This is a genomic window from Gluconobacter kondonii (assembly GCF_002723995.1).
GTDB lineage: Bacteria > Pseudomonadota > Alphaproteobacteria > Acetobacterales > Acetobacteraceae > Gluconobacter > Gluconobacter kondonii.
The window spans coordinates 21945-48932 of record NZ_BEWP01000014.1; the positions used below are offsets into that span (position 1 = coordinate 21945).

The window sequence follows — 26988 nt, forward strand, 5'->3', positions numbered from 1 at the left end:
CGATTTATGGATACAGAATCCGCACTCTCGGCCCTCAACGCGCTGTCCCAGTCCACGCGGCTGGAGATCTTCCGCCTGCTGGTGCGCCACGAACCGGACGGGCTGCCCGCCGGGGACGTCGCGCGGCACCTCGATGTCCCGCAGAACACCATATCGGCCCATCTCGCCACCCTGACGCGCGCTGGCCTGCTGACCTCGCAGCGCCATAGCCGGCTGATCGTCTATCGTGCGTGTCTTCCGCGCCTGCGCGACCTGATGCTTTTCCTCGTCAGGGACTGCTGTGCGGGCAGCCCCGAACTCTGCGCGCCCCTGATCGCGAACCTGTCTTCCTGCAGCCCGAGCCCGGCCTCCTGCCCATGACCGTCACCATCTACCACAATCCGGCCTGCGGCACGTCGCGCAACGTGCTGGCACTGATCCGCAATAGCGGCGAGGAGCCCAGGATCATCGAATATCTGAAAACGCCACCCAGCCGCGCGGAACTGGTCGATCTGATCGCCCGTATGGGGGTTCCGGTGCGCGCGATCCTGCGGGAAAAGGGCACGCCCTTTCACGAACTCGGCCTCGACAACCCGGCCCTGAGCGATGATACGCTGATCGACGCCATGATCGCACACCCGATCCTGATCAACCGGCCCATCGCCGCAACGCCACTCGGTGTTGCGCTCTGCCGTCCGTCCGAAACGGTGCTGGATATTCTTCCCTCCCCACAGCGCGGCGCATTCGCCAGGGAGGACGGCGAGAAGATCGTGGATGAGGCCGGAAAGCGGATCGTCTGATGCTGGCCCTCGCCATTTTCATTGCAACGCTGGTCTTCGTCATCTGGCAGCCACGGGGTCTCGGCATCGGCTGGAGTGCGATGGCCGGTGCCGCCGTGGCACTGGCGACCGATGTCATCCACTGGCACGATATTCCTGTCGTCTGGCACATCGTCTGGGACGCCACCTTCACCTTTGTCGCGCTGATCATCATCTCGCTGCTTCTGGATGGGGCCGGGTTCTTCCATTGGGCGGCCCTGCATGTGGTGCGCTGGGGCAAAGGGCGAGGCCGGACGCTGTTTCCCCTCATCGTGCTACTGGGGGCGGCCATCGCGGCCGTGTTCGCCAATGACGGTGCGGCCCTGCTGCTCACGCCCATCGTCATTGCCATCCTCACACAACTCCGTCTGAACCATGGCGCGGCGCTGGCCTTCATCATCGCGACCGGCTTTGTCGCGGATACCACCAGCCTGCCGCTGGTGATTTCCAATCTGGTGAACATCGTCAGCGCCAATTTTTTCGACATTCCCTTTGACCGCTACGCCGCGATCATGGTCCCCGTCGATCTGGCTGCCCTTGGCGCGACACTTGCCGTCCTGTGGCTCTATTACCAGCGGCAGGTGCCCCAGACCTACCCCGTCTCTGAACTGCCAGCACCTGTCTCGGCTATTCGTGACCACCTTGTGTTCCGCGCGGCTTTTCCGCTGCTGGCCCTGATTCTGGCAGCTTATTTCCTGACCGCGCCATTTCATATTTCGGTCTGTATCGTGGCCTGCCTGGCTGCCGGCATCCTGCTGGCAGTCGCCGGATATGGACGGGTCATTCCCATCCGCCGGGTGCTCCGGGGCGCGCCGTGGCAGATCGTGATCTTCTCGCTGGGGATGTATCTGGTGGTCTACGGGCTGCGCAATGCCGGGCTGACCGATCACCTTGCGGCGGCACTGGTCTGGCTTGGCCATCAGGGACCGTTCATCGCCACGATCGGCACCGGCTTTCTGGCGGCTGTTCTGTCGTCAATCATGAACAACATGCCGAGTGTGCTGGTCGGGGCGCTGGCGATCCAGCAGGCCCGTGACATCACGCCGCTGACACGCGACCTGATGATCTATGCCAACGTCATCGGCTGCGACCTCGGGCCGAAATTCACGCCGATTGGTAGTCTCGCAACACTACTGTGGCTGCATGTGCTGGCATCCAAGAACCATCGGGTCACATGGGGGCAGTATATGAAGGTCGGACTGGCGATTACGCCGCTCGTCCTGCTGGCAACACTCGCGGCGTTGGCCCTATGGCTGCCCCGGATCAGTCACCCGTAATACACGACAGGACCGATATATATATATGACCGAACCTGAGCTGCCAGCCTTGCATCCGGAGTATCTCGAGCGGGTCGATCTCGCGCGGCTGGAACCGCAACCGCGTGTGGATCATCCGCCGCGCATCCTTCTGCTCTATGGCTCTTTGCGTCCCCGCTCGTTCAGTCGCCTGCTGGTGCTGGAGGCAGAGCGCATTCTGAAAGTCCTCGGCGCCGAGACACGGGTGTTCGACCCGACCGACCTGCCGGTAGCGGATTCCGTGCCCGCGACCCATCCGAAAGTGCAGGAACTGCGGGAACTCTCGATCTGGTCGGAAGGCCAGGTCTGGTGTAGCCCCGAACGGCACGGCAACATCACTGCCGTGTTCAAGAACCAGATCGACTGGCTGCCATTGTCCGAAGGCTCGATCCGCCCGACGCAGGGCCGCACGCTGGCCGTCATGCAGGTTTCGGGTGGATCGCAGAGCTTCAATTCCGTCAATGCCCTTCGGGTGCTGGGCCGGTGGATGCGGATGTTCACCATCCCCAACCAGTCCAGTGTGCCGATGGCCTATACCCAGTTCGGTGACGACGACCGGATGAAACCGTCTCCCCTCTATGACCGCATGGTGGATGTCATGGAGGAACTGATGAAGTTCACATGGCTATTGCGGGACCGGGCCGACTACCTTGTCGATCGCTACAGCGAGCGCAGATCAGAACACTGCCTGCCTGAAAAGCTGTGAGCCGGGAAATGGCGGAACAGTTCGATGTGTTTAGTCCCAGGATTTGATGGATAGAGCGTCAGAGTTCCTGGTCCGTTCAGACGTAATCTTTGATCTAACTGACCTGCAATCGAACTGTCACCAGGACGCCTCTGTCCGTTCCAGGTATAGGCGAACTCACCACCATGTCTGCATGCAGCTGCTGAGCTATCTGTCGCGCAATCGCCATGCCGAGGCCGCTGCCTTCGGCATCGGTCTCTCCTCTGACGAAAGGCTTTTCCATATCCCGCAAAACTTCAGATGGCAGCGTTTCGCAATCATTGCAGATCAGGACTTTATGATCTTGCGTGATGATCACACTGACGGCTTGCACAGATGAACCATGAAGAACGGCGTTTTCGAGAAGATTGCGAAACAGGATACCTGTTGCATCCATATCGCCCCGGATCATGAGATGAGATGCTCCAGAAAATTCAATCGTCTGGTTTTTTTCCCGCTCAAGTTCTTCTGCCAGAAATCGAATGACAGGCACCAGATCGAACATGCTCCCGGTGAGTGCGATCCCTGATGTCGCTCGTGAAAGCTGAAGCAGCTTTTCCATCATCCGGCCAATTCTGCGGGCCTGCTGCATGATGATCGTTGCACGCTCTTCATAGTCCGACCCTACAAGAAAATTCCTGAGAACCTGAACCTGTGCAAGAAGCGCTCCTACTGGATTACGCAACTCATGGGCCGCGTTGGCCGCAAAAGCGCGCTCTGTCGAAAGCGCCATTTTCAGACGTTCAAGCAGGAGATTGACGGCCGAGTGAATGGACACCAGTTCTTCGGGGAGATCCAATGGGGGAACGGGTGCCAGATTCGATCCTCCCCGGCTCCTGATTTCCTGCTGAAGGCTGGTCAGAGGACGCATGGCGCGACGGACACGCCAGCGGACCAAAATCCAGATCGCCGGGAAAAATATTACCATTGGCAGAACTGAAATCAGAATAGCCCGCCTGACAGCTTCATTTCTGTGAAAAGTCGGCTCACCCACCAGAATGTAATGGCGACCAGACGCTGATGGTACGACATACACTCTGAATAATGAGATGTTGTAAAATCCTGACTTCAGACGTGGTACGAATAGCGTCTCCGGCGCATTCTGTGACCTGACCTCAAGGCGACCGTCCGGTGTGGTGATCTGGTAGGCCAACGTTCGCCGGTTCACCCCGGGGAGTTGCGCGATCTGACCACCTGGGGTGGCAGAAGCCCTGTCGGTTCTGTCCAGTTCACTGATGACAAACTCCAGACGCTCGGCCACTTCCTGTAACGAGTTGTCAAGACGCTCCGTAACTTCATAGCGGGTAAAGGCCGCAACAAGAATACTGAGAAGCACCAGGGCACCAAGCACGATGATCAGTGTTCCGGACACGATACGGGACGCCAGACTCCAGCGCTTCATCGGGACGTGTTCTCCGCGAGACAATAGCCTCTCCCCCTGACCGTCATGATCAGACCCGGTCCGGTTTTCTTCCTTATCCTGCTGACGAAAACTTCAATGGCGTTGCTTTCCACATCGTCACTGAGACCATAAAGGGCGTCTTCAATCTGCTCACGACTGCAGACTGCTCCAGGCCGGCGCGCAAGAAGTTCGACAATAGCCCATTCACGCGCAGACAGATCGACTGTCTGTCCATCGCGTTCAAGCTGACGGCGCGCGAGGTCGATCCTGATAGTACCAATCATGACCACATTGTCTGGCAGGGCCGCATAACGTCTGGCAACAGCGTCAATACGGGCGACGAGTTCGTCGAGATCATAAGGTTTGACAATATAATCATCCGCGCCTTCTGACAGCCCCGCGATCCTGTCACTGACCTGATCCTGAGCTGTCGTGATCAGGATGGCCAGAGATGAACAGTCCCGCCGGATTTCCCGCAGCAGGGCCCGACCATTACCGTCTGGAAGACCAAGATCCAGAAGCAGGAAATCATAAGAAGAGGCGATCAGGGCTGCACGGGCATCGGTCAGGGTCTTGAACCAGTCGACGACGTGTCCGGCCTGGCGCACACGGTCTCTTACTGCCGAGCCCAGTGCAGGTTCGTCTTCGATAATCAGGATTTTCATGCAATGCGATTTTTCATGATACGCGCGTAGAGAGAGGGCAGCACAAGCAGGGTAAGGAGTGTCGAGGAGATCAGACCACCAATAACGACCGTAGCCAGAGGGCGTTCAACTTCGGCGCCGGCACTGGTTGAGACTGCCATGGGAATGAAACCAAGACTGGCGACCAGAGCTGTCGCCATGACCGGCCGGAAACGTTCTTCCGCGGCTTCATATGCGGCACGAGCAGCATTCAGGCCCGCCACGCGCAGCGAATTAATGGCGGTGATGAGTACCACGCCATTCAGAACCGCCACACCAAACAGCGCAATAAACCCGATCCCCGCGGAGACGCTGAATGGCAGGCCACGCAGAGCGAGGGCCAGGATGCCACCTGTCGTGGCAACTGGCAGATTGACGAAAACAAGTCCGGCCAGCCAGACGGAATTCAGCGCAATGACAAGCAGGGCAAAAATCAATACCAATGCGATCGGCACGACAACTCCCAGACGTGCCATGGCTGATTTCAGGTTCTGGAACTGACCCGCCCACACGATGCGATAACCGGGAGGCATGGTGATTTTTCTGCTGACTGCCTTCTGTGCTTCGGTAACAAAGGAGCTGAGGTCTCGTCCACGAACATTGGCCTGTACGATCAGACGACGGCGGATATTATCCCGGCTGATACGGGGAGGACCGTCCTGTACCGTGACCTCCGCGATTTCTGAAAGCAGGACCGCTCCTCGGCCATCGGCACGGCGTACCCTTAGGCGGGCAATCTGGTCACGTGTGCCTGCCTGGGCTGGATCGAAACGGACCTGCGTGCTGATCAGGGCGTTACCAACTGTTACGGGCCGTCCAATATGACCACCGACCGCTTCGACCACGTTCAGAAGTTCCTGCTGGGAAATACCCAGCCGTGCCGCCTTTCGACGATTAATGTCGATATGGATGAAAGAAACGGTACCATCTCCCTGTGGAGCCACGTCGGCCGCACCGGGAATGGTTTTCATGATGCTTGCTACCCTGTCCCCCAGACGCGCCAGCGTAGCGAGATCATCCCCATAGATCGAAACGGCAATCTGGGTCCTGACACCGGACAGGAGGTCATCCATCCGCATCTGCACTGGCTGGCTCCATGACTGCTCCATTCCAGGCAGTTCAGTGCCCAGCACCTGACTCATTGCCGTAACGAGTCCCTCCTGTGTATGCGCTGTGGTCCACTGTGATGGTGGCTTCAGAAAAATGAAACTGTCTGTCTCGTTAACACCCATCGGATCAGTCGGAATGGCTGATGTTCCTGTATTGCTGACAACGCTGGTAACCTCGGGAAAGCGACGCAGAATACGCTCCTGAAGGCTAACCTCCTTCAGGGCCTCGGGCAGCGAAATGCTGGGCAGTCGTGTCGTAGTTACCGTCAGGGCCCCCTCATCGAGAGACGGAATGAATTCGCCACCCAGATGCAGACCGGTCCAGACAGAAAAAGCAAAAATCGCGAAAGTTGTGCCAAACAAGGTCCGTGGTCGGTTTTCACACCAGTTTAGCATGGGACCATAACCACGACGAAGAAAAGCAACCAGACGGGTATCGTCATGATGGTTGGCAGACCTCATCGCCAAAGCCCCAATCACCGGTATCCCGACAATACAGTAAAACAGAGAGGCCAGCAGGGCCATGATGACCGTCTGCGCCATGGGGCGAAACATTTTTCCCTCGATATCCTGCAATGTCAGGATCGGCAGGTAGACCATCACAATAACAAGAATGCCGAAACTTACGGGACGGAGGACTTCGGTTGCCGCTGAGACTGCGAGGGAAGCCAGCGGCGTAGTCTGTCCACTGGCCCGGTCACGCGCACGATGGGTCATGAGATTTTCAACCACGACGAGCGAACTGTCGACGATCATGCCGAAGTCGATGGCGCCGAGGCTGAGCAGATTGGCGGAAATTCCGAACCAGCGCATTCCAGCCATGGCGCAGACGAGCGCAAACGGGATGACAGAGGCGATGACCAGGGAGGCCCGCCAGTCACCGATCACCACGATCAGAACACTGATGACCAGGAGTGCTCCAACGACAAGATTTTCCTTTACGGTCCTGATGGTACTGTCTGTCAGCGTCGAACGCACATAATAAGGCTCAAGCGTCACGCCTTTAGGGAGAGACTGACGAATACCGGGAAGTGCCTCTTCGATGGCGGCTAAGGTGGTGTCGGAACTCGCTCCCATGCGCATCATGATGACGCCAATGACAACCTCGCCCTGACCATCACGCGTGACGGCCCCCAGTCGTGTTCTCGGTCCCATGGAAATGTGCCCGACATCCCGCAGGAAAATGGCGGAACCGTTGGTGTTGGTCCGGACGGGAATGGACCCAAAGTCGTCAAGTGAACCGATCAGGCCGCGTCCGACAACGATTTGCTGTTCTTCACCATGCTCAATCCATCCACCTCCTGATGCGGAGTTATTGCCATCCACCGCTCGGAAAACGTCATCAACTGACACACCCAGTGCCATAAGGCGGGCCTGATCGAGAGAGACCTGAAATGTCTGTTCGGCACCGCCGTTCACGTTGACGTCCACGACGCCTGGAACCAGTTTCAACTGCGGCGCGACAGTCCATGTCATCAGACGGTTCAGATCCATCAGCGAATAACCGTCGCCTTTGATCTGCAACTGCATGATTTCACCAAGGCCTGTAGCGAGTGGCCCGATATTCACACTGACTCCCGGCACAGATATCGTGCCTCTGGCCTGCTGAATCCGTTCTTCCACACGGGCACGGTCAAGATTGATGTCCGTCTCATCCGCGAACTGGATGTAAACGACCGAGACTCCTGAACGGGAGACCGACCGGAGATCTGTCATCTCCGGGATGCCGGCCATACTGGCCTCGATCGGAAAGGTGATCAGCCGTTCGACTTCTTCCGTAGCGAGGCCCGGAGCAACAACAGAAACGAGCACCTGCCGGGGCGAAATGTCGGGCACGGCTTCCACGGGAAGGCCACGCACGATCATACACCCGGCGATGAACGTCAGGCAGATTACCCCAAGGACCAGCCAGCGTCGGGTCTGCAGGGCGGAGAGAACGCTACGCATGACGCTCTTAGTCTCCATCATTCATATCTGACACCAGCATCACCGCCTTCAGGGCAAATGCGCCTTGCGTTACGATCCGCTCACCTGCGGAGAGGCCAGAGGTAATGACTTTCTGTCCATTGCCCGTAACACCAACATGCACGTCCTGTGCTCGAAACCGGTTTGGACTCACCGACACAAACACAGTGCTTACGCCGTTGATTTCTGTGACAGCGTTCTCCGGCACAATGATGCCTGCCGTCTTTTCGCGTGTTGGCAGATGGGTATTGAGGAACATGCCTGGATGAAGACTGCCATCTGGATTGGGGGCCGTGCTTATGACGCGGACGAGGCCTGTGACCGGATCCGCCATACTCCCTACCGAAGTTATTTTCGATTTCAGTAATGTCGTCCCTGTGTCCGATGTAAGTTCGGTGGTCTGCTCGCCGCCCTGGATCACCTGAGCAGCATCCTGAGGCAGGATGTCAGAAACAATCCATACCGAGGACATGTCTGTCAGACCCATCAGTTCCGTCGCAGGGGAAATGTCGTCGGCCACACCAACGAACACGCTCTGTACTTCCGCTGTGGTCGGCGCAATGATTGACGATGTCTCATCCAGCGGACCGGTCTGGGCTTTATCTGATTCCGTAACGGAGTTGTATTCTTCTTCAAGTTGATGCTTCAGCGTATCGACATCAGCCTGTCGAGCTATAACGTCGTCTTTTGCTGCCTGGAATATGGCCAGGCGACGCCTGGTCTCTCCTGCTGCGACTGTTGTGCCTTCCAGTTCATACCCCCGGTGGTAGGCTGACGACGCATTCTGAGAGGCCGCATACGCTGTCGCCAGTGCCGCCTGCGCTCTTGTCATTTCAAGGCGGACCAGGTGTAATGAATGATCCTGATAGGTAAGAAGCGTCTCTCCTTTGTGCACATGCTGACCAGGTACCACAGCAACATTCAGAACTTTACCGGACCCTGCCGGGTGAATACGGACGACATGCCCCGCCTCGGCTGTGACGGTTCCCATTGCATCCAGATTTTTTGCGAGTGTACCACTCCTTGCGATCGAGATTACCAGAGCAGAGTTCTTCTGCGCTGCCTCTCCCATTACGACAGTCGGCGCACTGTCGGCGGCTCGTGCAGGCGACTCAGTAAAGCGAAAAATAATCATGACACAGAGTAAATATTTCCAGTCTTTCATGGAGGCAGATGAAATAGTCACTGGAATTCTCCTGCTGCGATCAATGTTCGTATGATGGCGGCGTGCCAGGCAACTTCTGCCTGATTACGGAGCTGCAAAGCCCTGCTGGCAGCGGATCTGGCTCGTAACAGTTCGACCAATGATGTCTCACCGACCTGCCATGATCGATTCATCTCGTTTGCGCGACTGTTCATACTCTCAGCGGACAGAACAGAATTTCTGAACATGTCTTTCGTGGCCGTCAGATGAGAAAAAACCTGAGCGAGTTCCTGCCTGACATTGCGGCGGGCCTGCTGCTCCTGATTGATAGCCGCAGCCAACTTGTTGCGGGCGTCCGTTTCCATGGGGACGTTGCGGACATCGCTGGGAAGCGGGATGGAAACTGTTACCCCCACGCGGTCGTCCCACGGGCTGCCATACTGTTTTTCGTGAATTGCAGCGACGCCAACTTCAGGGTTCGGCATGAAGGAGGCTTTGGCGAGATGCACGCCAGCTTCCGCTGTACGCACGGCCTGACGGGCGGCTCTGACGCGAGGGTCATTATTTTCGAGAGCTTCGGCAGAGAAGAGTCCGTCATGCGCTAACGCCACATTGTCAAAAGAGAGGATATCGGGGACGGTCGGGCGACCCAGCAAGATACGAAGCGCTGAGGTCGCTGTCTCGACCTGCTCTTCGGACTGGGAATATTCATTGGCTGCATTCGCGATTTCAGAAGCGATGATCTGCTGATCGGCAAGCGTCATCTCTCCGATGTGCTTTCCACGGATTACAGAGGCCCGGATTTTTTCCAGTGTGTCTTTCTGGATGCGTGCGATTGCCAGTCGGCGCTGAGCCATAACGACGTTGGCTGATGTATCCAGAACTCTCATGGCCACCGCCATTCGTGCCACATGCAGCCGTTCCTGGATGGTAAGCGCTTCTGCTCTCGCAACTCCCACAGTTGCGCTACCTTGTCCCGGCAGCCAGAGCGGTACAGACACGCCTCCCTGATAGGTTGTGTATCCTTCATTGCTGCCAATGGCATGATCATCGAAATACTGGCCGGAGACAGTCGGGCCGCCGGCAAACCAGGAACCGGCTGCCTCGGCCCGTGCTGCTGCTGAGCGATAGTTTGTATTCAGTTCAGTCCGATCGGGATCGACAGCCCAGGCCGCTTCAACGGCTTGGGAGAATGGGATACTTCCTGCTTTTGCAACTGAAAATGGAACAGAAGAAAGCAAGATAACCAATACATAATATATATATGGAGTTTCCATATAATGGATTATTTTATTTAATGCAGAACACAAATAAATATAATAACCATCACGATACCGCATAAAATAATGCCACCCGTACGTATTATCATGCAAAAGAAACTGCGACATGATTGATATCATACCAGATGAAGCTGACAGCTCCCTGAACGACGGCTCTGAAATGAATACCGCAAAGAATACAAGTTATGAGGGAGCACCTGGAGGGATCGAAGAACTGTTTGTTGATGCGCTTGTCTGATGATTTTAGTTTTTTAGCGCTTTGATTGAGGGTTTCCGGGGTGACTTTCGCTCTGCGTTTTGAGCAGATCACGGTCCATCGCCAGTGGGAGGACTACGCGCTCGCGTTCAATCTTTCGAGGAAAAGGAAGCGGCGCATATTATAGACGATATTGGCAAGGCCGATCCTCATGGTGGCCCGGGTGATACCGACAGTTCGGACGAACAGACCCATTTGCGATTTCTGATCGGCAAAGACATGCTCGACACGAGATCGGACCACCGACTTTCCAGCATTCGATTTCTGGATATGCCGGGGCATAGGTTTGAGATGCGGCTTTTTCCTGTGAACCTTCGAGACAAAGCCCTGCTTGTCCATGAAGTCCTCATTGGCTTTCGAGCGATACGCTGTATCAGCCCAGACGCTTGAGGCCGTATTGGTTTTATCCAGAAGGCCCTCGCGCAGTCTGGCACCATCACTGGCAGCAGCATCCGTTGTCTTCCATTTCCGGATGAACCGGAACTTCCGGTCGATGGAAACATGGGACTTGTAGCCAAAGAACGGAATGGCGAGGTCCGTGGCTGGGATCGTCCCGTCATCCTGCCGCTTCGCTTTGGTAAACTTCAGTGTCCAGCGCGCATGACGGTCCTTATGCGACAGCTTTGCGGGTTTGTCCTGCCAATCTTCAGGAATACGCCCTGCCCGGAGGTCAGCTTTCTCAGCGTTCGTATTGCGCTGCTTTGGGGCGGCTACCAATGTCGCATCCAGGATCTGGCCGGACCTTGGCAGATAACCGGCGGTCCGCAGAGTGGCATCAAACCGGTCAAACAGTCTTTCAATAGCTCCCGCCTGGGCCAGACGCTCACGGAACAGCCAGACCGTTTTGGCATCAGGTACCCGGTCCGACAGTCCCAGACCGAGGAAACGCATGAAGGACAGCCGGTCGTTGATCAAATATTCCGTTCGCTCGTCGGACAGATTGTTCAGCGTCTGGATCACCAGAATCTTGAACATCAACACGGGATCAAACGGCGGTCGTCCACCTTTGCTCCCATCTGAATAGGCCAGAGCCTTCTCCAGATCAGGGCGGAACACCTCAAAATCCACAGTCCGGGAAAATGCCTCAAGCTGATCGCCAAGCCCGCTTAACCGGGCCAGCCGCTCTTCAACATCAAAGAAACCAGGCTGCTTCATCTGCCATCATCCCCAATCAACGCAGGAGAGATGGAATCACAGAGGAACCCTCAAATCCAGAAGGTTTTTCGAACCCTCCATCTGCGCCGCCTGGGACATGAAGTGGGGCGCAAGCGGGTCCGGCGGCTCATGGCGATTATGGGTCTGCGGGCGATCTACCAGAAGCCGCGCACGACAGTGTCGCATCCGGAGCATCGGAAATATCCGTATCTGCTGCGGGATCTGGTCATCGACCGACCCAACCAGGTCTGGTGTTCCGACATCACATATATCCCCATGAAACGGGGATTTCTCTATCTCGTGGCGATCATGGACTGGTTCACGCGCAAGGTCCTGTCCTGGCGTCTGTCGAACACGATGGACGCGGAGTTCTGTATCGAGGCGCTACAAGATGCGCTGATGCGCTACGGCACCCCGGAAATTTTCAATACTGACCAGGGCTCACAATTCACGACGCCCCGTTTTACCGGGCTCCTGGAAGAGCGTCAGATCCGCATCAGCATGGATGGACGTGGGCGCTGGCTGGATAACGTGTTCATCGAGCGTCTGTGGCGGTCGCTGAAATACGAATGCGTCTACCTGCACGCCTTTGAGACCGGATCAGAACTTCGAGTGGGGCTCACGAAATGGGTCACCCATTATAACGGGCAGCGTCCGCACGCAGCACTGGCTGGACGCACGCCCGATGAGGCGTATCATGACGCGCCGACGCCCTCTGGACTGCGTGTCGTTACCACCTATTACCCACAGTCCTTCTGCATACGGTAAGAAGGAGTCCGTCTTTTGAACCTCGATCGTCAGGATGATCTCATGGCTGGTAAACGTATTCTCATGCTCGCAGGTGATTTCGTTGAAGATTACGAAATCATGGTGCCATTCCAGATGCTGCTGATGGTTGGACACAAGGTGGATGTGGTGTCTCCGGGCAAGAAGGCTGGCGAGCAGGTGGCGACGGCCATCCACGATTTCGAAGGCCATCAGACCTACACCGAAAAGCGTGGCCACAACTTCACGCTCAACGCCACCTATGCAGACACGAAAGCAGATGATTACGATGCGCTGGTCATTCCGGGCGGTCGTGCGCCTGAACAGCTCAGCACCGATGAAAGCGTGCTGGACTTGATCCGGGCCTTTGTGACGGCTGACAAGCCGATTGCTGCCGTCTGCCATGGCCCGCAGCTTCTCGCTGCTGCCAATGTCATTTCCGGTCGCAAGGTTTCTGCCTATCCCGCCTGTCGTGCTGAAATGATCCTTGCAGGCGCAGACTATCAGGCGATTGCGATTGATGGGGCTGTGACGGACGGTAAGCTGGTGACAGCACCAGCATGGCCAGCACACCCGGCCTGGATCGGCCAGTTCCTTAAGGTTCTGGGCACGAAGATCGAAGCCTGATTGTTATCCGCAGGGAAAGACCCGCCATGTGTGAACTCTACGTCCGCGCCGACCCGATCTTTTACGAAAGCCGGACACGGTCCCTGCGGATCCATGGTGTCGTCACCACGATCCGGCTGGAGAACATGTTCTGGGATGTCTTGACGGAAATTGCCGCAGCCGATGGCATGACCGTCAACCAACTCATCACGAAGCTTTCGGATGAAATTCTGGAGCTTCGGGGTGAGCTGCCCAATATGGCGTCTTTTCTGCGGGTCAGTTGCCTGCGCTATCTGGACCAGGAGCGTCAGATCCAAAGCGTTCCGGGATCTGTGGCTGTTCAGCCCGTTCCGCTGCAAAGGGTCGGTTAAACCTTACTGTCTGAATCAAAAAGCGACCTAGTTGTTTAGTCCCGTGGTTTGATGGTGTGGTATTTTCACGAGAGTGGAAGGAAGCCTTATGGGACAGATACGTCATGGGAGCGCCACGACCAGGCCTCCGCCGGAGCGGCACTCAGCATGGTCGCGGCCAGCAACTTCCATCCTATGCTATCAGGCATTGTTCTGGTCCACTCTAAACACGCGAACGATAGAGGACGCCCAAACCTGCCTTTCTGCATTTTTGATACCTCTTGACACCATGCACGGAGTGCCCAGATTGAATCTGCCGGCCGCCGAAGGGGTCGGCAGACAGAACTATCAGTTTTGATCTTGTGTCCATGTTGCTCAAAGGAGGATATGGCTATGAGAGCCACCGTTGATTTTGCTCCCCTGTTCCGTTCGAGCGTGGGCTTTGACAGAATGCTCAATGCCCTTGATCTCGCCAGCCGGATTCCGACGGTCGATAACTGGCCGCCTTACGATATCGTCAAGACCGGTGACGATGATTATCGGATCGACATGGCGGTTGCCGGACTTGCCGAGGCCGACCTTACGATCACACAGGAGCGCAATACTCTTGTCGTGACAGGACGAAAGGTACAGGAGCCGCAAAGCGCCGCCGAATATCTCCATCGGGGTATTGCGGGCAGAGAATTCGAACGCCGCTTCGATCTGGCCGAGCATATGAAAGTCACCGATGCGCACTTCGAGAACGGACTTCTGTCCATTACTCTGAAACGTGAGATACCCGAAGCGATGAAGCCGCGTCGTATCGCGATTACGTCCTCTACAGCACGTGCGGAGGAAGCCATGCCCCAGATCGAGGCGCGGAAAGAGGCAGCCTGATGGCGTGACGAAAACTCTCCCCCGGCCACTCATCCGGCCGGGGGGGGGGGAATCTCGAAGGGTCATGAGCATGAAGAGGATGAAAATATCTCTGTCGTGCGCTGCTCTGGGCTTGTCTCTACTGAGCCAGTCGGGCGCACATGCTGGTGATATTGTCCGGACGACTGCAACATCGTTCGATGCAAGGGCGACTGAGGGAACGTCCACAATCCCCAAAACCGGGGCTCGCACTCATTACGAAGACGGCACGGGTGATATGCTGGTCGACAGCTTGAACGCAAGCCAGTTGGATCAGAACTACAAGGGGCCGGTCTATTATCCCGGACAACCCATTCCGCCATTCAGGCCCATCGACACAGATCATCTGGCACCGTCAGGGCCAGAGACGGGGAAGAAGACGTCCTCATCGCACGGGACGTAGCGGGGATTAAGTAAAGGCGGCGTTATAGACCGCCTTTACTTCGGTTTTTCAGGATGAAGACCGTTCAGTCTCACAGCGGGCCGCAGAATTATCTTCAAGATGCGCCTGTTCCCTGGCATCGCGCGCGACACGCGCATCCTGCTCGCGGACCAGCCAGTAGACGACACCCAGCGCCAGAACAGCCGCCGAGAGAGCGAATAGTTCCATGGCAGTCACGTCATGCAGATCCAGCAGGATGAATTTGCGGGCAATCGCCAGGAGGGCGATCAGGACGATGGTCCGCACCCGGATGACGTTCTCATGCTGGGCAAGAACGACCAGCAGGGAGTGTTTGAACTCAAGGGCGATGATAACAGTAAAGATCGCGCCAAAAATCGCCTGGAAGATCGTCTGGTTGATCGGATCGATTCCGACATAGACGACCAGATGCCATACCACGCCGATCAGATGAATCGTCGCGATGGCGGTGACCAGCATGATGAGCGCAATCAGGGTCAGAATGATCGCCTGTTCAAAACGCTCGTAGAATGTCAGGCCCCTGAACAGCTTGATGAAGCGGGACCAGTCCCTGCTCTGCCAGGAACGTTTCATGGAGAGGTCTTCCATAGCCGTTTTCCCATCTATTAATTGCGTTATAGTTCCCACGCCCTGGGTCTGGTTTTTCTTTTAGAGCAGTTCCACTGATCCAGAGTTAAAAGGACTGGTCGAACCGCTTGGATCCCTCGGATGTGGATGCGAACTCCCCTGCGGATTGAATCAGTCTCTGGAAGGGCTAATGGCCCTTCCGGCTTACATCCGGTGCCAGCATGGCAGACAACAGGACAATATTCTGGCATGATCTCGCACGGCCTTTGGCAAGATCGATGTCAGCTGGTTTTCGAGGTCTCCCAACGGCCAGCCCAAGGCCTTGGCCATGTGCGTGCGGTCAGCGCCAGGCAGAAGTTTTCGGACCACGGCGTTGGTCGGGTCGTCGCTTCCGGGTCTGACGCGGTTCTCCAGCGAGAAACCCGCTCGTAAATCTGGTGGTCAGCCGCCCGACGCATGAGGCCGCCGTATCCGCGGTCTTTTTCCTCATAGCTGAGATAGTAGGCAAGCAGGACCGCCAGTTCTGTGCTGATCTGAACGGTCGGAAGCGACATAATTTTGTTCGGTCTGTCCGTGTGAAGAGTCATGGTGCACTCCTCAGGCCGGACCGCGTGTCATCCGATGTCAGAGCCGTCGCATCCAGAGGACTGACGCTCAAGCCAGAAACAGTGGCGGTGACGTCGATATGCACGGATCCGAACAGATGCAGGAGGGCGGCCTGAGGCGTATAGGCGCCCTTGACGGCTGCCGAGGTCCTGCCGTCCATAAGGATCGGGTCGATAAGGACCGGGCACCCGGTCTGCCGGCTCAATATCTCGATGGCGCGGGCCAGTGGCATGGATGGAATGTTTACCGGCTGCTTTTCTGTCTCGCACGACAGCATACCCTGCGGCGCATGAGCTGATGTCGGCGAGACCATTCCGACCAGCAGCATGAGGATGAGACCGACAGCGACATGTGGCCTCTCCCTCTGCTGAAGGTGCCGAGGTTGCTTGGCCGTCTGTTCCGCTCGCTCGGTCTCTCCGGCGGAATGCGACCAAACTGGCCCCCTCGTCCCAAGTGAACGGGGCACCGGAGGATGGTTATTCCAATAGTGCTGAAGTGCCTTCAGGTTGAGAAAATGGATAAAACTCGACATCTCCCTGTTCTCTCTGCTTTCGACTTCACCTTCAGAGACGCGGGGCCTCCGATGGAAGGCCCCGCTCCACCCTCTCATTCGTGCGGTCGTTCCAGAAAAGATGGCGCTTCCGCTCGGAGAAGGCGTTTCTGATCTACCCGGCGCGGTCAGTGCCTTACGCCGCGACCGGAACTGGCGGTACGGCTCTTGCCCGCATGGGGAGACGGAACGCGAGATCAGAAGCCAGGGGATCACACCCGGCAGGGGCAACCGCGCCCGCCTGGACCAGGCGTTCCAGCGTGGAGCGAAGTCTGATCCCCGGTATACCGGTATGGGCCACCAGAGACGTCAGCGTCACGCCACGTCCGTCATGACCGAGGCGGCGGAGCACGGAGAGGACACGCGGAGCGAGCGGATCGTCTCCGAAAAGGGGGCGCGTTACCATGATACGCTTCCCTCCAGTCGGTTGCGCCATCTCCGGGCGGCTGTGCGCAGGGAGCGGCGATAGCGGGAATAAAGTCCTTTCAGTGTCGACATCCACATCCTCCGATTAAAGCAACATGGACTCCAGTTGTCTGGCTCACAGAGCCTATGCCGGACCCGATGGCGTCCGGCGAAAGCAAGATTGGAAGAGATGCTTGCCTCGTCAAGGGGGCACGAAATGCAGATTCTTTTTCATGAATAATTTTATTATTTATATTTGTATTTATTTTTTGTGGCGGTGTTGCGGACGGAAACTACAGGGGTTTTGTTGATATTCGTTAACCATCATGGCGATGATCGCGGAAAATCAATATATTTTCCTTCTATGATGGTGGCCCGGGGTTTTCCGGCCACCACCTGTTTTAGAGAGCGCTTCCAGCGCGTCCGTTTGTCGGGACTTCCGTCCGCGTCTCGACGGCGGGCGTCAGAGCCGTCGAACCAGCCTTTTGATCTCCGGGATTGTCAACTGCCATCGGCGCGGGGAGCGTCGCACAGGACTTGCTTCCGGTGCGTGACACATGAACGATTGGCGCCGCCTGACCGTTTGATGTGATCGTGATCGTCTGCGTACAGGCGCTGGGTCCACCGGTGCTGACCGCCTCGAAACGCTGCCAGGACATGCTCTGTTTCGGGAGGTCATGACCAACAGCCGGAACGGCGCGCAGGACGCCGTCCAGCCGCGAGCCCAATGTCCGATCGACCGCCTCCATGAGAGCCATATTGCGTGCCATCATGCGATCAACGGCCTCGAACATGTCGATATCAGGCATTGCCGCTGTCGTTGCGATGCCCTGGACCGGGACCAGGATACCGACCTGGTGTCCCCGTGCATCAACGACGCGCAACGTATCCTGAGCCTGCGCAGGCAGGGCAGCCGCGCCGCAGGCCAGTGTAGCAACAAAGGTGCCGGCCTGAATCATACGAGAAAAATGCATTTTGGAATCCTCCGTGTCTGTTAAGCAGTGTCGGACGACGCGGAAAATATGGAGCGCCAAGAATTAGCCCGCAAGGAGTTAAATGGTGATATCTAGCAACTGTGTTTAAGCGGCGGAGCTAATGCGCCATGGCACTCCAGTTTTGAGGATAGCATTGGCGATTGTGATGAGGCGCCGTGCGATAGCGACGATCACTAGTTTATGTGGTTTACCCCGCTCTTTCATGCGCTTGGCAACAGCTTTCAGAACTGGATTATGGCAGGCAGCTGCCAATCCTGCCTGGAACAGCACGTGGCGGAGAGATCTTCTTCCCCCTGAAATGACCCGTTTCCCACGCATCGCGCCACTATCATGAGCCATTGGCGCAAGACCAGTCATTGCAGCGGCTTCTGTCGCTGTCATGCGGCCGAGCTCTGGCATTTCTGCGAGAAGCATGGCGACTGATACCGGGCCAATACCAGGAATGGAACGGAGAAGCTCTGCTTTGGCGGAGAGTTCTTCTGCCTCTCCGATAACACTTTCAATCCGTTGTTCAAGCTCGCTGATCTGGCTTTCGAGAAATGCTTTGAGACTGCTGTCCATATCCTCCAGTTCAGCGCTCACACCCTGCTTGCGGCGTGCCGAAATCTGGGCAGAAAGCCGTTTACGTGCCTCCACCATCTGAGCTCTGCGCACCGTCAGTGCCCGCAGAAACTGGAGCTTCTCATCCGGCAGTGTTCGTCCTGCTTCTGGACGAAAAGCCATAAAGCGCGCAATCAATTCCGCATCGATCTGATCGGTTTTCGCGCGTTTCCCCATGGCGAGTGCGAAAGCTTTGATCTGTGCTGGAGGCAACTGGACGGCATTGAGTCCCATACTGATGAGAACACCCCAGAGTGCCCATTCCTGTCCACCGGTTGCTTCAAATCCAACCGTGAGACCGTCCGGCATACTCTGAAGAGTTTCCAGTAATCTGGCATGGCCATCAGAGGTGGACCCGTCTGTTCGGACAGTTTTTGGGTTTGAATAAGCTATACCCGGTTATTGTTATGCCGCCCTTCTGACAGCGTTGCTGTTGGCCATCTGGTCCGGGGTTAACCCCGGACCAGATGATGTCGGCACGTCATGATACGCCTCATCGGGCGTACGTCCAGCCAGCGCCATATGCGGACGCCTTTCGTTATAATGGGCGATCCATCTGCTAAGCCCGGCCCTCAGCTCTGATCCGGTCTCGAACGCGTGCAGGTAGACGCATTCATATTTCAGCGACCGCCACAGACGCTCGATGAATACATTATCCAGCCATCGCCCACGCCCGTCCATACTGATGCGGATCTGACGCTCTTCCAGTATCCCGGTGAAACGGGGTGTCGTAAATTGCGACCCCTGGTCAGTATTGAAAATGTCCGGGGCGCCATAGCGCATGAGGGCATCCTGTAGCGCCTCGATACAGAACTCCACGTCCATCGTGTTCGACAGACGCCAGGACAGGACCTTGCGCGTGAACCAGTCCATGATCGCCACGAGATAGAGAAATCCCCGTTTCATGGGAATATATGTGATATCGGAACACCAGACCTGGTCAGGCCGATTGATGACCAGATCCCGCAGCAGATAGGGATATTTCCGATGCTCCGGATGGGGCACGGTCGTGCGCGGCTTCTGGTAGATCGCCCGCAGGCCCATGAGCCGCCGGACCCGCTTGCGGCCCACTTCATGTCCCAGGCGGCGCAGATGCCATGTCATCTGCCGTGAGCCATAATACGGCGTTTCCAGGAACTGGCCGTCGATCAGCCGCATCAACGCCAGATTGGCCTCGCTCTGTGGCGCAGGCCGATAGTAGACGCCAGACCGGTTGAGATGCAGCAGCGTGCATTGCCGCACGACCGAAAGCCGGGGACGCTGTGGGTCAATCATCTGCCGCCTCTGATCACGCCCAACCGAACAGAGGCATCGCGTAAAAAATCCCGTTCCACGAGAAGCTCGCCAATCTTCGCGTGCAGTTTCTCCACATCGGCAGGGCTGACCAGGGGCTCAGACACCGCCTTCCCCGAAAAGGTTGCCGCCATGCCCTCGACTGCCTGGCGCTTCCACTGGGCAATCATCGTCTGATGCACACCATGTTTCGAAGCCAGTTCCGCCAGCGTCAGCTCCCCACGGATCGCCTCCAGCGCAACCCGTGACTTGAACTCCGCCGCATACCTCTTGCGCGTAACCTTGCCCATAAAACCCGTCCTCTTTCAGGTCGGATTATAGACCCAATGACCGTCATTCGCCTCGTTTTCCGAGGTCAGGGGGAGCGTAAGCTCACTTTGTCAGGAGAGGAGAATGACAATGTCGACTGCGAAATTTATTGGCCTGGACGTTCACAAGGAGACAATTGCCGTGGCGGTCGCCAATGACGGGCGATCGGGAGAGATCCGGTTCCACGGGACTATTCCCAACACGCCCGATGCCATACGGCGCCTGGTGGCACGCCTGGCAGCGCCCGATGTCACGCTCCACTTCTGCTATGAAGCAGGCGGCTGTGGATATGGTATCTATCGTCAGTTGACCGACCTGGGCGTGGAATGCAGCGTCATCGCCCCATCTGTAATACCGCGCAAGCCAGCCTACAGGGTGAAGACGGACAGGAGAGACGCCCAGATGCTGGCGCGCCTGCTGCGCTCGGGCGAACTGACAGCAATCTGGGTGCCGGACGAGGCGCACGAAGCCATCCGGGATCTGATCCGGGGACGTCGGCAGGCGAAACAGGATCTGGTTGCCAGCCGGCAAACAGTATTGAGCTTCCTGCTTCGCCATGGGCGCAAATTCACCGGGCGATCGAATTGGACCAAGGCGCATTGGCGCTGGCTCAGTGAGCAGGCCTTCGACGCACCGCATCAGCAATTCGTGTTCGGTGAAGGTATCCGACGGATTGAGGAGGCACAGCATCGCTGCGACAGGCTGGACTCCATGCTGGTGGAAGCACTGCCGCAATGGTCGCTGGCTCCTCTGGTTCAGGCGTTGCAGGCCCTCCGTGGTGTCGGGCTCGTGGTGGCCGCGACCTTGGTTGCCGAAATTGGCGATCTCAGTCGCTTTGATACGCCCAAGCAACTGATGAGCTGGCTTGGCCTAGTTCCCTCGGAGGCGTCCAGCGGCGCCCGCACCCGCCGTGGTGCGATAACAAAGACGGGGAACCGGGAGGCACGGGCGATGCTGGTAGAGGCGGCATGGTCGTATCGCCTGCCGGCGCGCGAAGAGAGGCGATATCAAATGCGCGTCGAAGGCTTGCCGGAGGATATCAGGGCCATCGCGTGGAAAGCCCAGGTCCGTCTTTGTCAGCGCTACCGCTTGTTGGCATCGACCGGAAAGGCCCTGCCAAAAGTGATTACGGCGATCGCCCGCGAGCTGGTCGGGTTCATCTGGGATATCGGTCGACGTATACAGCCAATCTGATAGGGAATTCCGCGCCCGATTATTGGACCTGACGGGCGTGCCGCGAAGACCAGGCAAGATGGGTAATCCTCGTTGTAAGCTGGGGCAGGTTTCGACCGACGCCCGTCTATAGAGAGAGGAAGGCCCACGACGGAAATGGGAAATGCGGTAGCCAACCCGCGGATGAGAGCATGATCAATCGTCGTCGATCGGCTCGCGGCACACCCGTCAGGTCCACTATCAGTTTTTGGTCACACCAGACACCAGTCATGGTGTAGGCTTCTTGCAACTGCACTCCCCTAATGACGGTCATGAGAGCTTATTGCCCTGTCCGAAAAATGGGGTCCACCTCTGTCGATGCCAAAATCTCCGGTCGAAGTTTCTCGCCAAATTAGTTCAAGGTCGGCCAACTTGGCCTGAATGGCCGCGATGCCCTTTCGTTCAGTGGCATAGTATCTCCGCATGATTCAGGTTTCCAATTTTTGCAGCTCTTATACGATTATCACCGCTTCGGGGAGTAAGTCATGCTGCGTCGTGCATGGATGTCGCAGAAGGGCTGAGAGCCGCTTCAAGCCGGGCAAGCGCTGCCCTAGAAAGTGATCTCAAGAGGGGGTGTTCAGCGTCCCCGCTGCCGACGTCAAAGCCCATCGCTAGACCATCAGTTCAGCCTCGAATGAACGGGCCGGCAAGGAGCTCGTCAAAGGACCACCTTTGTATCGGTTCCGATGGAATGCAGACGGAAAGATCGTGCTGCCACCTCCCAAGGCCCTTGACGCTGAGGTTTACGCGAATTGGTAACCAATTGTTCGTAGGCGTGTTAGCAAGAATTTGGATACCAAAGACGCGCTCGACGCATAGAAGCGGAGTGTATTGCTGGTTGTCGGTGGGGTTGAAGTAGGGGATTGCTGCCAAGCGGATTATCTCAAGATTCAGGTAGCGATCAAGCCACGGTGAACCAGCAAGCAGGTTGTAATACTCGGCAAACCTCGTCCCAAAATCGCGGTGAAACGGGCTTTCGCCCATCTGATGCGATAGGCACGTCTTCACCTGCTGCGGCAAGGCGTCCACGCCGGACACCATGGCCCATTTGCCGTTGCTGGTCATCAGGTCATGGCTATCCGACAATGCCCACATCTTCGGAATGTCGGCAGCTGGAATCCGTTCGGCACTCGGGAAAACCAGACACCGAACCGTGTAGCAGCCAGTTGTCTCCCTGGTGACAGACGGCTTAGCCCTCAACGCGCGTCCGTCTCCAAGCTCATTCACAAGGACAAATCGATCTTTGACCGCGGTTTGTTCGTAACGATCGGCAAACGTGATCAAGTTATGAACATCGCCGTCAATGAAGCTCTGCAGATGGAAGCTCCATACTTCACCTTCAACGCCCAGAAATTTGCCAACGAATACGATGTCGGGTCCGATAGCGATAAGGTCGGCATTGGGCTGCCCAACTGAGAGGACATTGCGCTGTCTTTCGGCGCACTTCCCCTCGTGCTCGGCTTTCATCTCGCGAAGCACTTCAGCTGTGTAGGTCGCCTCGTCCCGGTCGATAAGGTCGGCGTGGGTTGCACACAACCAAATAGCATTGGAGATGTGAGTGCGCTCCTCGCGGGTCATTGACGCGAGATAGCGCCGCGCGCCTGGTCCAGGGGCGGCAGCATGAATGTGCGCTGCCTTACCGATCATGTTTACAGCCTCGGGCGATTCATCGCTTGGGCCTGATGTCGGCTGGGGGCAATCACGAAACGAACAATGATGATTGGCGCGAAGCGCGACTGCATTCTTTGTGCTACGGGAGAATTCGTCGCGGTTACTCATCACACCTTAATATCCGAACAGCGCGCTTGCTGCCAGCATTCCGAATGCCGCTTCCGCTTACATGCCCTCGTTAATCAAAGTCTGCTTGTTGTTGTGGTGCAGCTATCCCCGACAGTCTATTCTTGACCGGGTCTCGCCATAAGGCGAATGTCCGGTATCCGCATTCGCTGATCGTAAGCTGACTGGCAATAAGCCCTCCAAGTCAGCCGCGAGCCTCAGAATAGTTACAGACCTGCGTGAGTTGGAATGTCTCTCGCAAAGAGGGCCAGGGACGATCAGGCTGTCCTTCCGTGAGCAGACTTTGTCCTTGCATGAGCGTCCGTGGAACACGCCTTGAAAAGACCTTTGCGGGTCTTTTTTGTGCCCCACCCCTATGTCCGATAATAGAAATTAACGGACATAGGGGTGGGGAGGGGGCGCGTTTTGGAAAAATTTGCAAATTTAACCTAAGACCGATTTAACATGACTTCATGCCTGTCTTCGCTCTCTTTCCAAGCCTGTCTCGGCTCACACTGAAAGCCACCTTTAAGCCCTTTGATGTGAGGGCACTGATGCTCCATGATCCTGCGCCGACGATGCCGTGATGTTGTTGCCGACCCGTACGACGCTTCAGGTCTCTGACGTAGCGATCGACCTGACCGCGGCATCGATAACCATCGGTCGTCTCGATCAGCGGCTCCAGAATCATCCCCTGAAGGAGGCCTTTCTCTATCGCGCCCGTCTCGACGCTGTCCGGGCCCAGGCGCAGGTCGATGGGCAGGCCATTGATCCCTGGCACCTGGCGGCTGTCCTGGAAGGACTGCGCCTCCCAACGCAGGACCTTGAGGGTGCTGACCGGTTTGCTTTGGTGGAAGCGGCACAAACAGCGTTTCGGCTCTACCAGTGGCAGACCCATCCTTCAGCGACACAACGGCAGGATATTGCACGGGCTCTCTCTCATCTCCGGCCCTTCATCCGAACGTGTGGACCCTTCCTCGGTGCGGCGATCGCGTTCCATGACTGGCTGCATCAGGGAGAACAGAGGGCTCCCTTCCGGGCGGCCCTTGGCGTTTTGTGGCGCAAACGAGGCGTCATGCGCAGCGCCCTTCCCCTAACAGGTCCTGCTGCGCTTCGTGCTGGAGCGCCTCATGATCCTGTGCGATGGGTTCCGGTGTTCCTCAGAGCCGTTACGGCAGAAGCCCACTCCATGACCGAGATGCTGCGTGGCATGGAACGCCAGTGGGTCATAGCCCGCAGAGAAGCAGGCGCGCAGCGTCGGAACTCGCGAGCTCCTGCAGCCATCGATATTTTGGCCACTCGCCCTTTGACGTCCGCGACGACGCTGGCAGACCTCCTCAAGATGTCTGTCAACGCCGCCCTTGACCTTCTTGAACGGTTTGAAAGCCTGGGACTGGTGGTTGAAGTGACGCATCGGTCCGCGCGGCGTTTGTTCGCCTTGCGGGGGTTCGAGCCCCTGCGCGAGGCTCTGATGCCGCCGCGCCGGCTCGCGTCTTATCCCCTGAAAAACACGGATCCTGCGCTGCCTGACGAACTGCGCCCGTCAGATCTGTTATCAACGCTCTCCGGACAACAGGCAGCGATCTGGAAGCCCGACTTTACCGAGCTTGAGGCTGCGATGAAAGAAGCAGATCACATCCTCAGGAAAACGACTTCGCGTAGAAACAAGCCTCGAGTGTAACGCGATAATAAGGCCTGCTCTCAAGGGGAGTCCGTTTTCGAGTTGTCCGGGGGGCACGTCAGGTTGAACCGCCCATCGATCGCACCCGCTTGTGTCAGGCGTTCACGGAACAGCCAGACTGTTTTGGCATCAGGCACCCGATCTGAAAGTCCCATACCAAGGAAACGCATAAAGGAGAGGCGATCGTTGATGAGATACTCTGTCCGCTCATCAGAAAAATTGTTGAGCATCTGGATTACCAGGATCTTGAACATCAGCACCGGATCAAGTGGCGGTCTTCCGCCTTTGCTTTCGTCCGCATAAGCCAATGCTTTATCCAGGTTAGGGCGGAATACTTCAAAATCCACAGTCCGGGAAAACGCTTCGAGCTGATCACCAAGCCCACTCAACCGGGCAGCCGTTCTTCATCATCCCAAATCAACTAAGGCGAAATGTAATCACAGAGGAACCCTCAAAACCAAAGGGTTTTTCGAACCCTCCGCGTATCGCTCGAAAGCCAACGAAGATTTCATGGAAAAGCAGGGCTTTGTCTCGAAGGTTCACAGGAAAAAGCCGCATCTCAAGCCCATGCCCCGCCACATCCAGCGGTCCAACGCAGGGAAGTCGGTGATCCGGTCGCGTGTCGAGCATGTCTTTGCCGATCAGAAATCGCAGACGGGGCTCTTCATTCGGATTGTCGGTATCACCCGGGCCACCATGAGGATCGGCCTGGCCAATATCGTCTACAACATGCGGCGCTTTCTGTTCCTGGAGAGGTTGAACGCAAGCGCGTAGCCATCCAGGGGATGACAGCCCCCGATCTGCTCGAAGCGAAGGTCGAAAGCCACCCCGGGAACCGTCAATCACCACGACAAAAGCCTTAAATCAGGACCCACGCGCGCCAATCAACGGTTCTTCGATCCCTCCATCTTCCTCAATATCGCCGCCGCGAGGCTTTGGATTGAATCTTTTGTCAACGGGGCCTAAGTTTTTCGACACTGAAGTCTCGAATATATTAAAACTCTCGTCAAAAAGAGATCGCTTCAAAAGAAAATTAATTATTGAAGGTACATTTTTTGGAATGTCCTTCTTTCTGAGAAAATCTACGAGTTCAACAAAACTAAAGTTCTTATTTTTTCTTGAAAAATCGGTTATTTCAGTTAATATATTTTTTTATACCATCTATAGATTTTCCGAATTATTTTTAATATTATTTACTGACTCAGTTAATAAATAAAATGAACATATAACTGAGAAAAACAAAAACCCAGAAACTATAATAGAAGAATAACTATGATTTTCCTCTGCGGATAGAAATGGAATTAATTTACGCACAAGCGCACATGTGCAAACAATAATAACAACGACTGAAGACAAAATTAATCTTATGTTGGTATTTCTCATTTAATGAAACTCCAAATCATGTGAACATTATGGGGTTTTACAAAGATATAAAACCCCATAACACTGAATTTTAAATATGTCCGTTAATAGCCACACCAATTGCTATACCCGCAGTAATAGACCCCCCAACGACGACGGCCACAGTAGAACGTAGCGTTGAGTCTCCTGCCCCTATCTGACATGCTTCTAGAGTTCTTACTGGAGCACGAAGCCGAGGAATTAGCTCCTCGTTTAAGCGAGAATTAGAGAGGAAAGATTTATTATAAGACATATAAATAATCTCGAGTTTCGAGTTTTTTGTGCATATGAATATTCTTCATACACAATTTAAGCTTACCTACTACGTTCCGATAAAGCAACAAAAAATAAAGATGGAGGGATCGAAGAACCGTTGATTGGCGCGCGTGGGTCCTGATTTAAGGCTTTTGTCGTGGTGATTGACGGTTCCCGGGGTGGCTTTCGACCTTCGCTTCGAGCAGATCGGGGGCTGTCATCCCCTGGATGGCTACGCGCTTGCGTTCAACCTCTCCAGGAACAGAAAGCGCCGCATGTTGTAGACGATATTGGCCAGGCCGATCCTCATGGTGGCCCGGGTGATACCGACAATCCGAATGAAGAGCCCCGTCTGCGATTTCTGATCGGCAAAGACATGCTCGACACGCGACCGGATCACCGACTTCCCTGCGTTGGACCGCTGGATGTGGCGGGGCATGGGCTTGAGATGCGGCTTTTTCCTGTGGACCTTTGAGACAAAGCCCTGCTTTT

Annotated in this window: 25 protein-coding genes and 4 pseudogenes; 13 read left to right on the forward strand and 16 right to left on the reverse strand. The window is 56.2% G+C overall.

Features of this window, described 5'->3' with window-relative positions:
* The first annotated feature begins 6 nt into the window (after positions 1-6).
* Genes GKO01_RS12525 through arsH form a run of 4 tightly spaced genes read left to right on the forward strand, consistent with a single transcriptional unit; the run spans position 7 to position 2798 of the window.
* The gene (locus GKO01_RS12525; protein ID WP_003618728.1) at positions 7-360 is read left to right on the forward strand and encodes an ArsR/SmtB family transcription factor; all 354 of its coding nucleotides are present in this window, start codon (positions 7-9) and stop codon (positions 358-360) included.
* Positions 357-779, forward strand: coding sequence for an arsenate reductase (glutaredoxin) (gene arsC / locus GKO01_RS12530; RefSeq protein WP_061487225.1), 423 nt, complete (start codon positions 357-359; stop codon positions 777-779). Before GKO01_RS12525 ends, arsC begins: the two co-directional genes overlap by 4 nt.
* On the forward strand, positions 779-2074 hold the full coding sequence (locus GKO01_RS12535; protein ID WP_099287327.1) for an arsenic transporter: 1296 nt from the start codon (positions 779-781) through the stop codon (positions 2072-2074). Before arsC ends, GKO01_RS12535 begins: the two co-directional genes overlap by 1 nt.
* A gap of 25 nt (positions 2075-2099) precedes the next feature.
* Positions 2100-2798, forward strand: a complete 699-nt coding sequence (gene arsH / locus GKO01_RS12540) for an arsenical resistance protein ArsH (protein ID WP_061487227.1) — start codon at positions 2100-2102, stop codon at positions 2796-2798.
* Between the two features lie 94 nt (positions 2799-2892).
* On the opposite strand, the gene GKO01_RS12545 is transcribed toward arsH, so the two are convergent.
* The 5 genes from GKO01_RS12545 to GKO01_RS12565 are packed head-to-tail and all read right to left on the reverse strand — an operon-like array spanning position 2893 to position 10507.
* A complete protein-coding gene (locus GKO01_RS12545; RefSeq protein ID WP_062020861.1) occupies positions 2893-4218 on the reverse strand; it encodes a sensor histidine kinase in 1326 nt (441 codons plus the stop codon).
* A complete protein-coding gene (locus tag GKO01_RS12550; protein WP_062020857.1) occupies positions 4215-4883 on the reverse strand; it encodes a response regulator transcription factor in 669 nt (222 codons plus the stop codon). Before GKO01_RS12550 ends, GKO01_RS12545 begins: the two co-directional genes overlap by 4 nt.
* Complete coding sequence (locus GKO01_RS12555; RefSeq protein WP_099287328.1) at positions 4880-7957, reverse strand: efflux RND transporter permease subunit; 3078 nt, start codon at positions 7955-7957, stop codon at positions 4880-4882. The genes GKO01_RS12550 and GKO01_RS12555 overlap by 4 nt, the downstream gene beginning before the upstream one ends.
* Before the next feature lie 7 nt (positions 7958-7964).
* Positions 7965-9140 carry an efflux RND transporter periplasmic adaptor subunit gene (locus GKO01_RS12560; protein WP_228120918.1) on the reverse strand — a complete coding sequence of 392 codons (1176 nt, stop codon included), beginning with the start codon at positions 9138-9140 and terminating at the stop codon, positions 7965-7967.
* 17 nt (positions 9141-9157) lie between these two features.
* Positions 9158-10507: a TolC family protein gene (locus tag GKO01_RS12565; RefSeq protein ID WP_228120916.1), complete on the reverse strand. Its 1350-nt coding sequence runs from the start codon at positions 10505-10507 to the stop codon at positions 9158-9160.
* Here GKO01_RS12565 and GKO01_RS16490 point away from each other — a divergent pair.
* The gene (locus GKO01_RS16490; RefSeq protein ID WP_255376058.1) at positions 10506-10637 is read left to right on the forward strand and encodes a hypothetical protein; all 132 of its coding nucleotides are present in this window, start codon (positions 10506-10508) and stop codon (positions 10635-10637) included. The two genes, GKO01_RS12565 and GKO01_RS16490, sit on opposite strands and share 2 nt — an antisense overlap.
* A gap of 93 nt (positions 10638-10730) precedes the next feature.
* Here the strand turns inward: GKO01_RS16490 and GKO01_RS12570 are convergent, their stop codons facing one another.
* A complete protein-coding gene (locus GKO01_RS12570) occupies positions 10731-11810 on the reverse strand; it encodes an IS5 family transposase (protein ID WP_099287329.1) in 1080 nt (359 codons plus the stop codon).
* 72 nt (positions 11811-11882) lie between these two features.
* Between GKO01_RS12570 and GKO01_RS12575 the strand changes: the two are divergent.
* From GKO01_RS12575 to GKO01_RS12600, 5 genes and pseudogenes are all read left to right on the forward strand, one after another.
* Positions 11883-12578, forward strand: a pseudogene (locus tag GKO01_RS12575) (IS3 family transposase); the annotation flags it as partial.
* A 42-nt stretch (positions 12579-12620) separates the two neighbouring features.
* Complete coding sequence (locus tag GKO01_RS12580) at positions 12621-13202, forward strand: DJ-1/PfpI family protein (RefSeq protein WP_058989288.1); 582 nt, start codon at positions 12621-12623, stop codon at positions 13200-13202.
* Between the two features lie 26 nt (positions 13203-13228).
* Entirely contained in the window at positions 13229-13552 is a 324-nt protein-coding gene (locus GKO01_RS12585; RefSeq protein WP_099287330.1) for a ribbon-helix-helix domain-containing protein, read from the forward strand.
* 372 nt (positions 13553-13924) lie between these two features.
* Positions 13925-14407, forward strand: a complete 483-nt coding sequence (locus GKO01_RS12595; protein ID WP_099287331.1) for an Hsp20 family protein — start codon at positions 13925-13927, stop codon at positions 14405-14407.
* Positions 14408-14486: 79 nt separating this feature from the next.
* Entirely contained in the window at positions 14487-14828 is a 342-nt protein-coding gene (locus GKO01_RS12600) for a hypothetical protein (RefSeq protein ID WP_143412438.1), read from the forward strand.
* Positions 14829-14876: 48 nt separating this feature from the next.
* On the opposite strand, the gene GKO01_RS12605 is transcribed toward GKO01_RS12600, so the two are convergent.
* From GKO01_RS12605 to GKO01_RS12635, 7 genes are all read right to left on the reverse strand, one after another.
* A complete protein-coding gene (locus GKO01_RS12605; RefSeq protein ID WP_086649765.1) occupies positions 14877-15434 on the reverse strand; it encodes a phosphate-starvation-inducible PsiE family protein in 558 nt (185 codons plus the stop codon).
* Positions 15435-15694: 260 nt separating this feature from the next.
* Positions 15695-16000 (reverse strand): hypothetical protein, encoded by a 306-nt coding sequence (locus GKO01_RS12610; RefSeq protein ID WP_244901460.1) that lies wholly within the window; start codon positions 15998-16000, stop codon positions 15695-15697.
* Complete coding sequence (locus tag GKO01_RS16340) at positions 15997-16347, reverse strand: hypothetical protein (RefSeq protein WP_244901461.1); 351 nt, start codon at positions 16345-16347, stop codon at positions 15997-15999. Before GKO01_RS16340 ends, GKO01_RS12610 begins: the two co-directional genes overlap by 4 nt.
* 358 nt (positions 16348-16705) lie before the next feature.
* Positions 16706-16975: a hypothetical protein gene (locus tag GKO01_RS12620; protein ID WP_061487159.1), complete on the reverse strand. Its 270-nt coding sequence runs from the start codon at positions 16973-16975 to the stop codon at positions 16706-16708.
* A 400-nt stretch (positions 16976-17375) separates the two neighbouring features.
* The gene (locus GKO01_RS12625; RefSeq protein ID WP_099287333.1) at positions 17376-17948 is read right to left on the reverse strand and encodes a hypothetical protein; all 573 of its coding nucleotides are present in this window, start codon (positions 17946-17948) and stop codon (positions 17376-17378) included.
* Positions 17949-18053: 105 nt separating this feature from the next.
* A complete protein-coding gene (locus GKO01_RS12630; RefSeq protein ID WP_280522720.1) occupies positions 18054-18962 on the reverse strand; it encodes an IS110 family RNA-guided transposase in 909 nt (302 codons plus the stop codon).
* 12 nt (positions 18963-18974) lie between these two features.
* Positions 18975-20152, reverse strand: a protein-coding gene (locus tag GKO01_RS12635) for an IS3 family transposase (protein ID WP_099287335.1) whose coding sequence is annotated in 2 segments (ribosomal slippage) — positions 18975-19894 and positions 19894-20152 — 1179 coding nt in all. Because the reading frame shifts where the segments join, the coding sequence is not laid out codon by codon here.
* A 103-nt stretch (positions 20153-20255) separates the two neighbouring features.
* Between GKO01_RS12635 and GKO01_RS12640 the strand changes: the two genes are divergently transcribed.
* Positions 20256-21365, forward strand: coding sequence for an IS110 family RNA-guided transposase (locus GKO01_RS12640; protein ID WP_103143233.1), 1110 nt, complete (start codon positions 20256-20258; stop codon positions 21363-21365).
* A gap of 642 nt (positions 21366-22007) precedes the next feature.
* Here GKO01_RS12640 and GKO01_RS12645 read toward each other — a convergent pair.
* Positions 22008-23162: a hypothetical protein gene (locus tag GKO01_RS12645; protein WP_145994768.1), complete on the reverse strand. Its 1155-nt coding sequence runs from the start codon at positions 23160-23162 to the stop codon at positions 22008-22010.
* 583 nt (positions 23163-23745) lie between these two features.
* Here GKO01_RS12645 and GKO01_RS12650 point away from each other — a divergent pair.
* Positions 23746-24840 carry a hypothetical protein gene (locus tag GKO01_RS12650; protein WP_099287337.1) on the forward strand — a complete coding sequence of 365 codons (1095 nt, stop codon included), beginning with the start codon at positions 23746-23748 and terminating at the stop codon, positions 24838-24840.
* A gap of 86 nt (positions 24841-24926) precedes the next feature.
* Here GKO01_RS12650 and GKO01_RS12655 read toward each other — a convergent pair.
* Positions 24927-25229: pseudogene (locus tag GKO01_RS12655) on the reverse strand (transposase); the annotation flags it as partial.
* 88 nt (positions 25230-25317) lie between these two features.
* Here GKO01_RS12655 and GKO01_RS12660 point away from each other — a divergent pair.
* Positions 25318-25614: pseudogene (locus GKO01_RS12660) on the forward strand (IS5/IS1182 family transposase); the annotation flags it as partial.
* Positions 25615-26728: 1114 nt separating this feature from the next.
* On the opposite strand, the pseudogene GKO01_RS12665 reads toward GKO01_RS12660, so the two are convergent.
* Positions 26729-26988, reverse strand: a pseudogene (locus tag GKO01_RS12665) (IS5/IS1182 family transposase); the annotation flags it as partial.

Bases quoted from the DNA above. Each gene is read 5' to 3' on its own strand.
- GKO01_RS12525 (WP_003618728.1), top strand. From the start codon at position 7: ATGGATACAGAATCCGCACTCTCGGCCCTCAACGCGCTGTCCCAGTCC.
- arsC (WP_061487225.1), top strand. From the start codon at position 357: ATGACCGTCACCATCTACCACAATCCGGCCTGCGGCACGTCGCGCAAC.
- GKO01_RS12535 (WP_099287327.1), top strand. From the start codon at position 779: ATGCTGGCCCTCGCCATTTTCATTGCAACGCTGGTCTTCGTCATCTGG.
- arsH (WP_061487227.1), top strand. From the start codon at position 2,100: ATGACCGAACCTGAGCTGCCAGCCTTGCATCCGGAGTATCTCGAGCGG.
- GKO01_RS12545 (WP_062020861.1), bottom strand. From the start codon at position 4,218: ATGAAGCGCTGGAGTCTGGCGTCCCGTATCGTGTCCGGAACACTGATC.
- GKO01_RS12550 (WP_062020857.1), bottom strand. From the start codon at position 4,883: ATGAAAATCCTGATTATCGAAGACGAACCTGCACTGGGCTCGGCAGTA.
- GKO01_RS12555 (WP_099287328.1), bottom strand. From the start codon at position 7,957: ATGCGTAGCGTTCTCTCCGCCCTGCAGACCCGACGCTGGCTGGTCCTT.
- GKO01_RS12560 (WP_228120918.1), bottom strand. From the start codon at position 9,140: ATGAAAGACTGGAAATATTTACTCTGTGTCATGATTATTTTTCGCTTT.
- GKO01_RS16490 (WP_255376058.1), top strand. From the start codon at position 10,506: ATGATTGATATCATACCAGATGAAGCTGACAGCTCCCTGAACGACGGC.
- GKO01_RS12565 (WP_228120916.1), bottom strand. From the start codon at position 10,507: ATGTCGCAGTTTCTTTTGCATGATAATACGTACGGGTGGCATTATTTT.
- GKO01_RS12570 (WP_099287329.1), bottom strand. From the start codon at position 11,810: ATGAAGCAGCCTGGTTTCTTTGATGTTGAAGAGCGGCTGGCCCGGTTA.
- GKO01_RS12580 (WP_058989288.1), top strand. From the start codon at position 12,621: ATGGCTGGTAAACGTATTCTCATGCTCGCAGGTGATTTCGTTGAAGAT.
- GKO01_RS12585 (WP_099287330.1), top strand. From the start codon at position 13,229: ATGTGTGAACTCTACGTCCGCGCCGACCCGATCTTTTACGAAAGCCGG.
- GKO01_RS12595 (WP_099287331.1), top strand. From the start codon at position 13,925: ATGAGAGCCACCGTTGATTTTGCTCCCCTGTTCCGTTCGAGCGTGGGC.
- GKO01_RS12600 (WP_143412438.1), top strand. From the start codon at position 14,487: ATGAAAATATCTCTGTCGTGCGCTGCTCTGGGCTTGTCTCTACTGAGC.
- GKO01_RS12605 (WP_086649765.1), bottom strand. From the start codon at position 15,434: ATGGAAGACCTCTCCATGAAACGTTCCTGGCAGAGCAGGGACTGGTCC.
- GKO01_RS12610 (WP_244901460.1), bottom strand. From the start codon at position 16,000: ATGACTCTTCACACGGACAGACCGAACAAAATTATGTCGCTTCCGACC.
- GKO01_RS16340 (WP_244901461.1), bottom strand. From the start codon at position 16,347: ATGCTGCTGGTCGGAATGGTCTCGCCGACATCAGCTCATGCGCCGCAG.
- GKO01_RS12620 (WP_061487159.1), bottom strand. From the start codon at position 16,975: ATGGTAACGCGCCCCCTTTTCGGAGACGATCCGCTCGCTCCGCGTGTC.
- GKO01_RS12625 (WP_099287333.1), bottom strand. From the start codon at position 17,948: ATGCATTTTTCTCGTATGATTCAGGCCGGCACCTTTGTTGCTACACTG.
- GKO01_RS12640 (WP_103143233.1), top strand. From the start codon at position 20,256: ATGACAATGTCGACTGCGAAATTTATTGGCCTGGACGTTCACAAGGAG.
- GKO01_RS12645 (WP_145994768.1), bottom strand. From the start codon at position 23,162: ATGAGTAACCGCGACGAATTCTCCCGTAGCACAAAGAATGCAGTCGCG.
- GKO01_RS12650 (WP_099287337.1), top strand. From the start codon at position 23,746: ATGTTGTTGCCGACCCGTACGACGCTTCAGGTCTCTGACGTAGCGATC.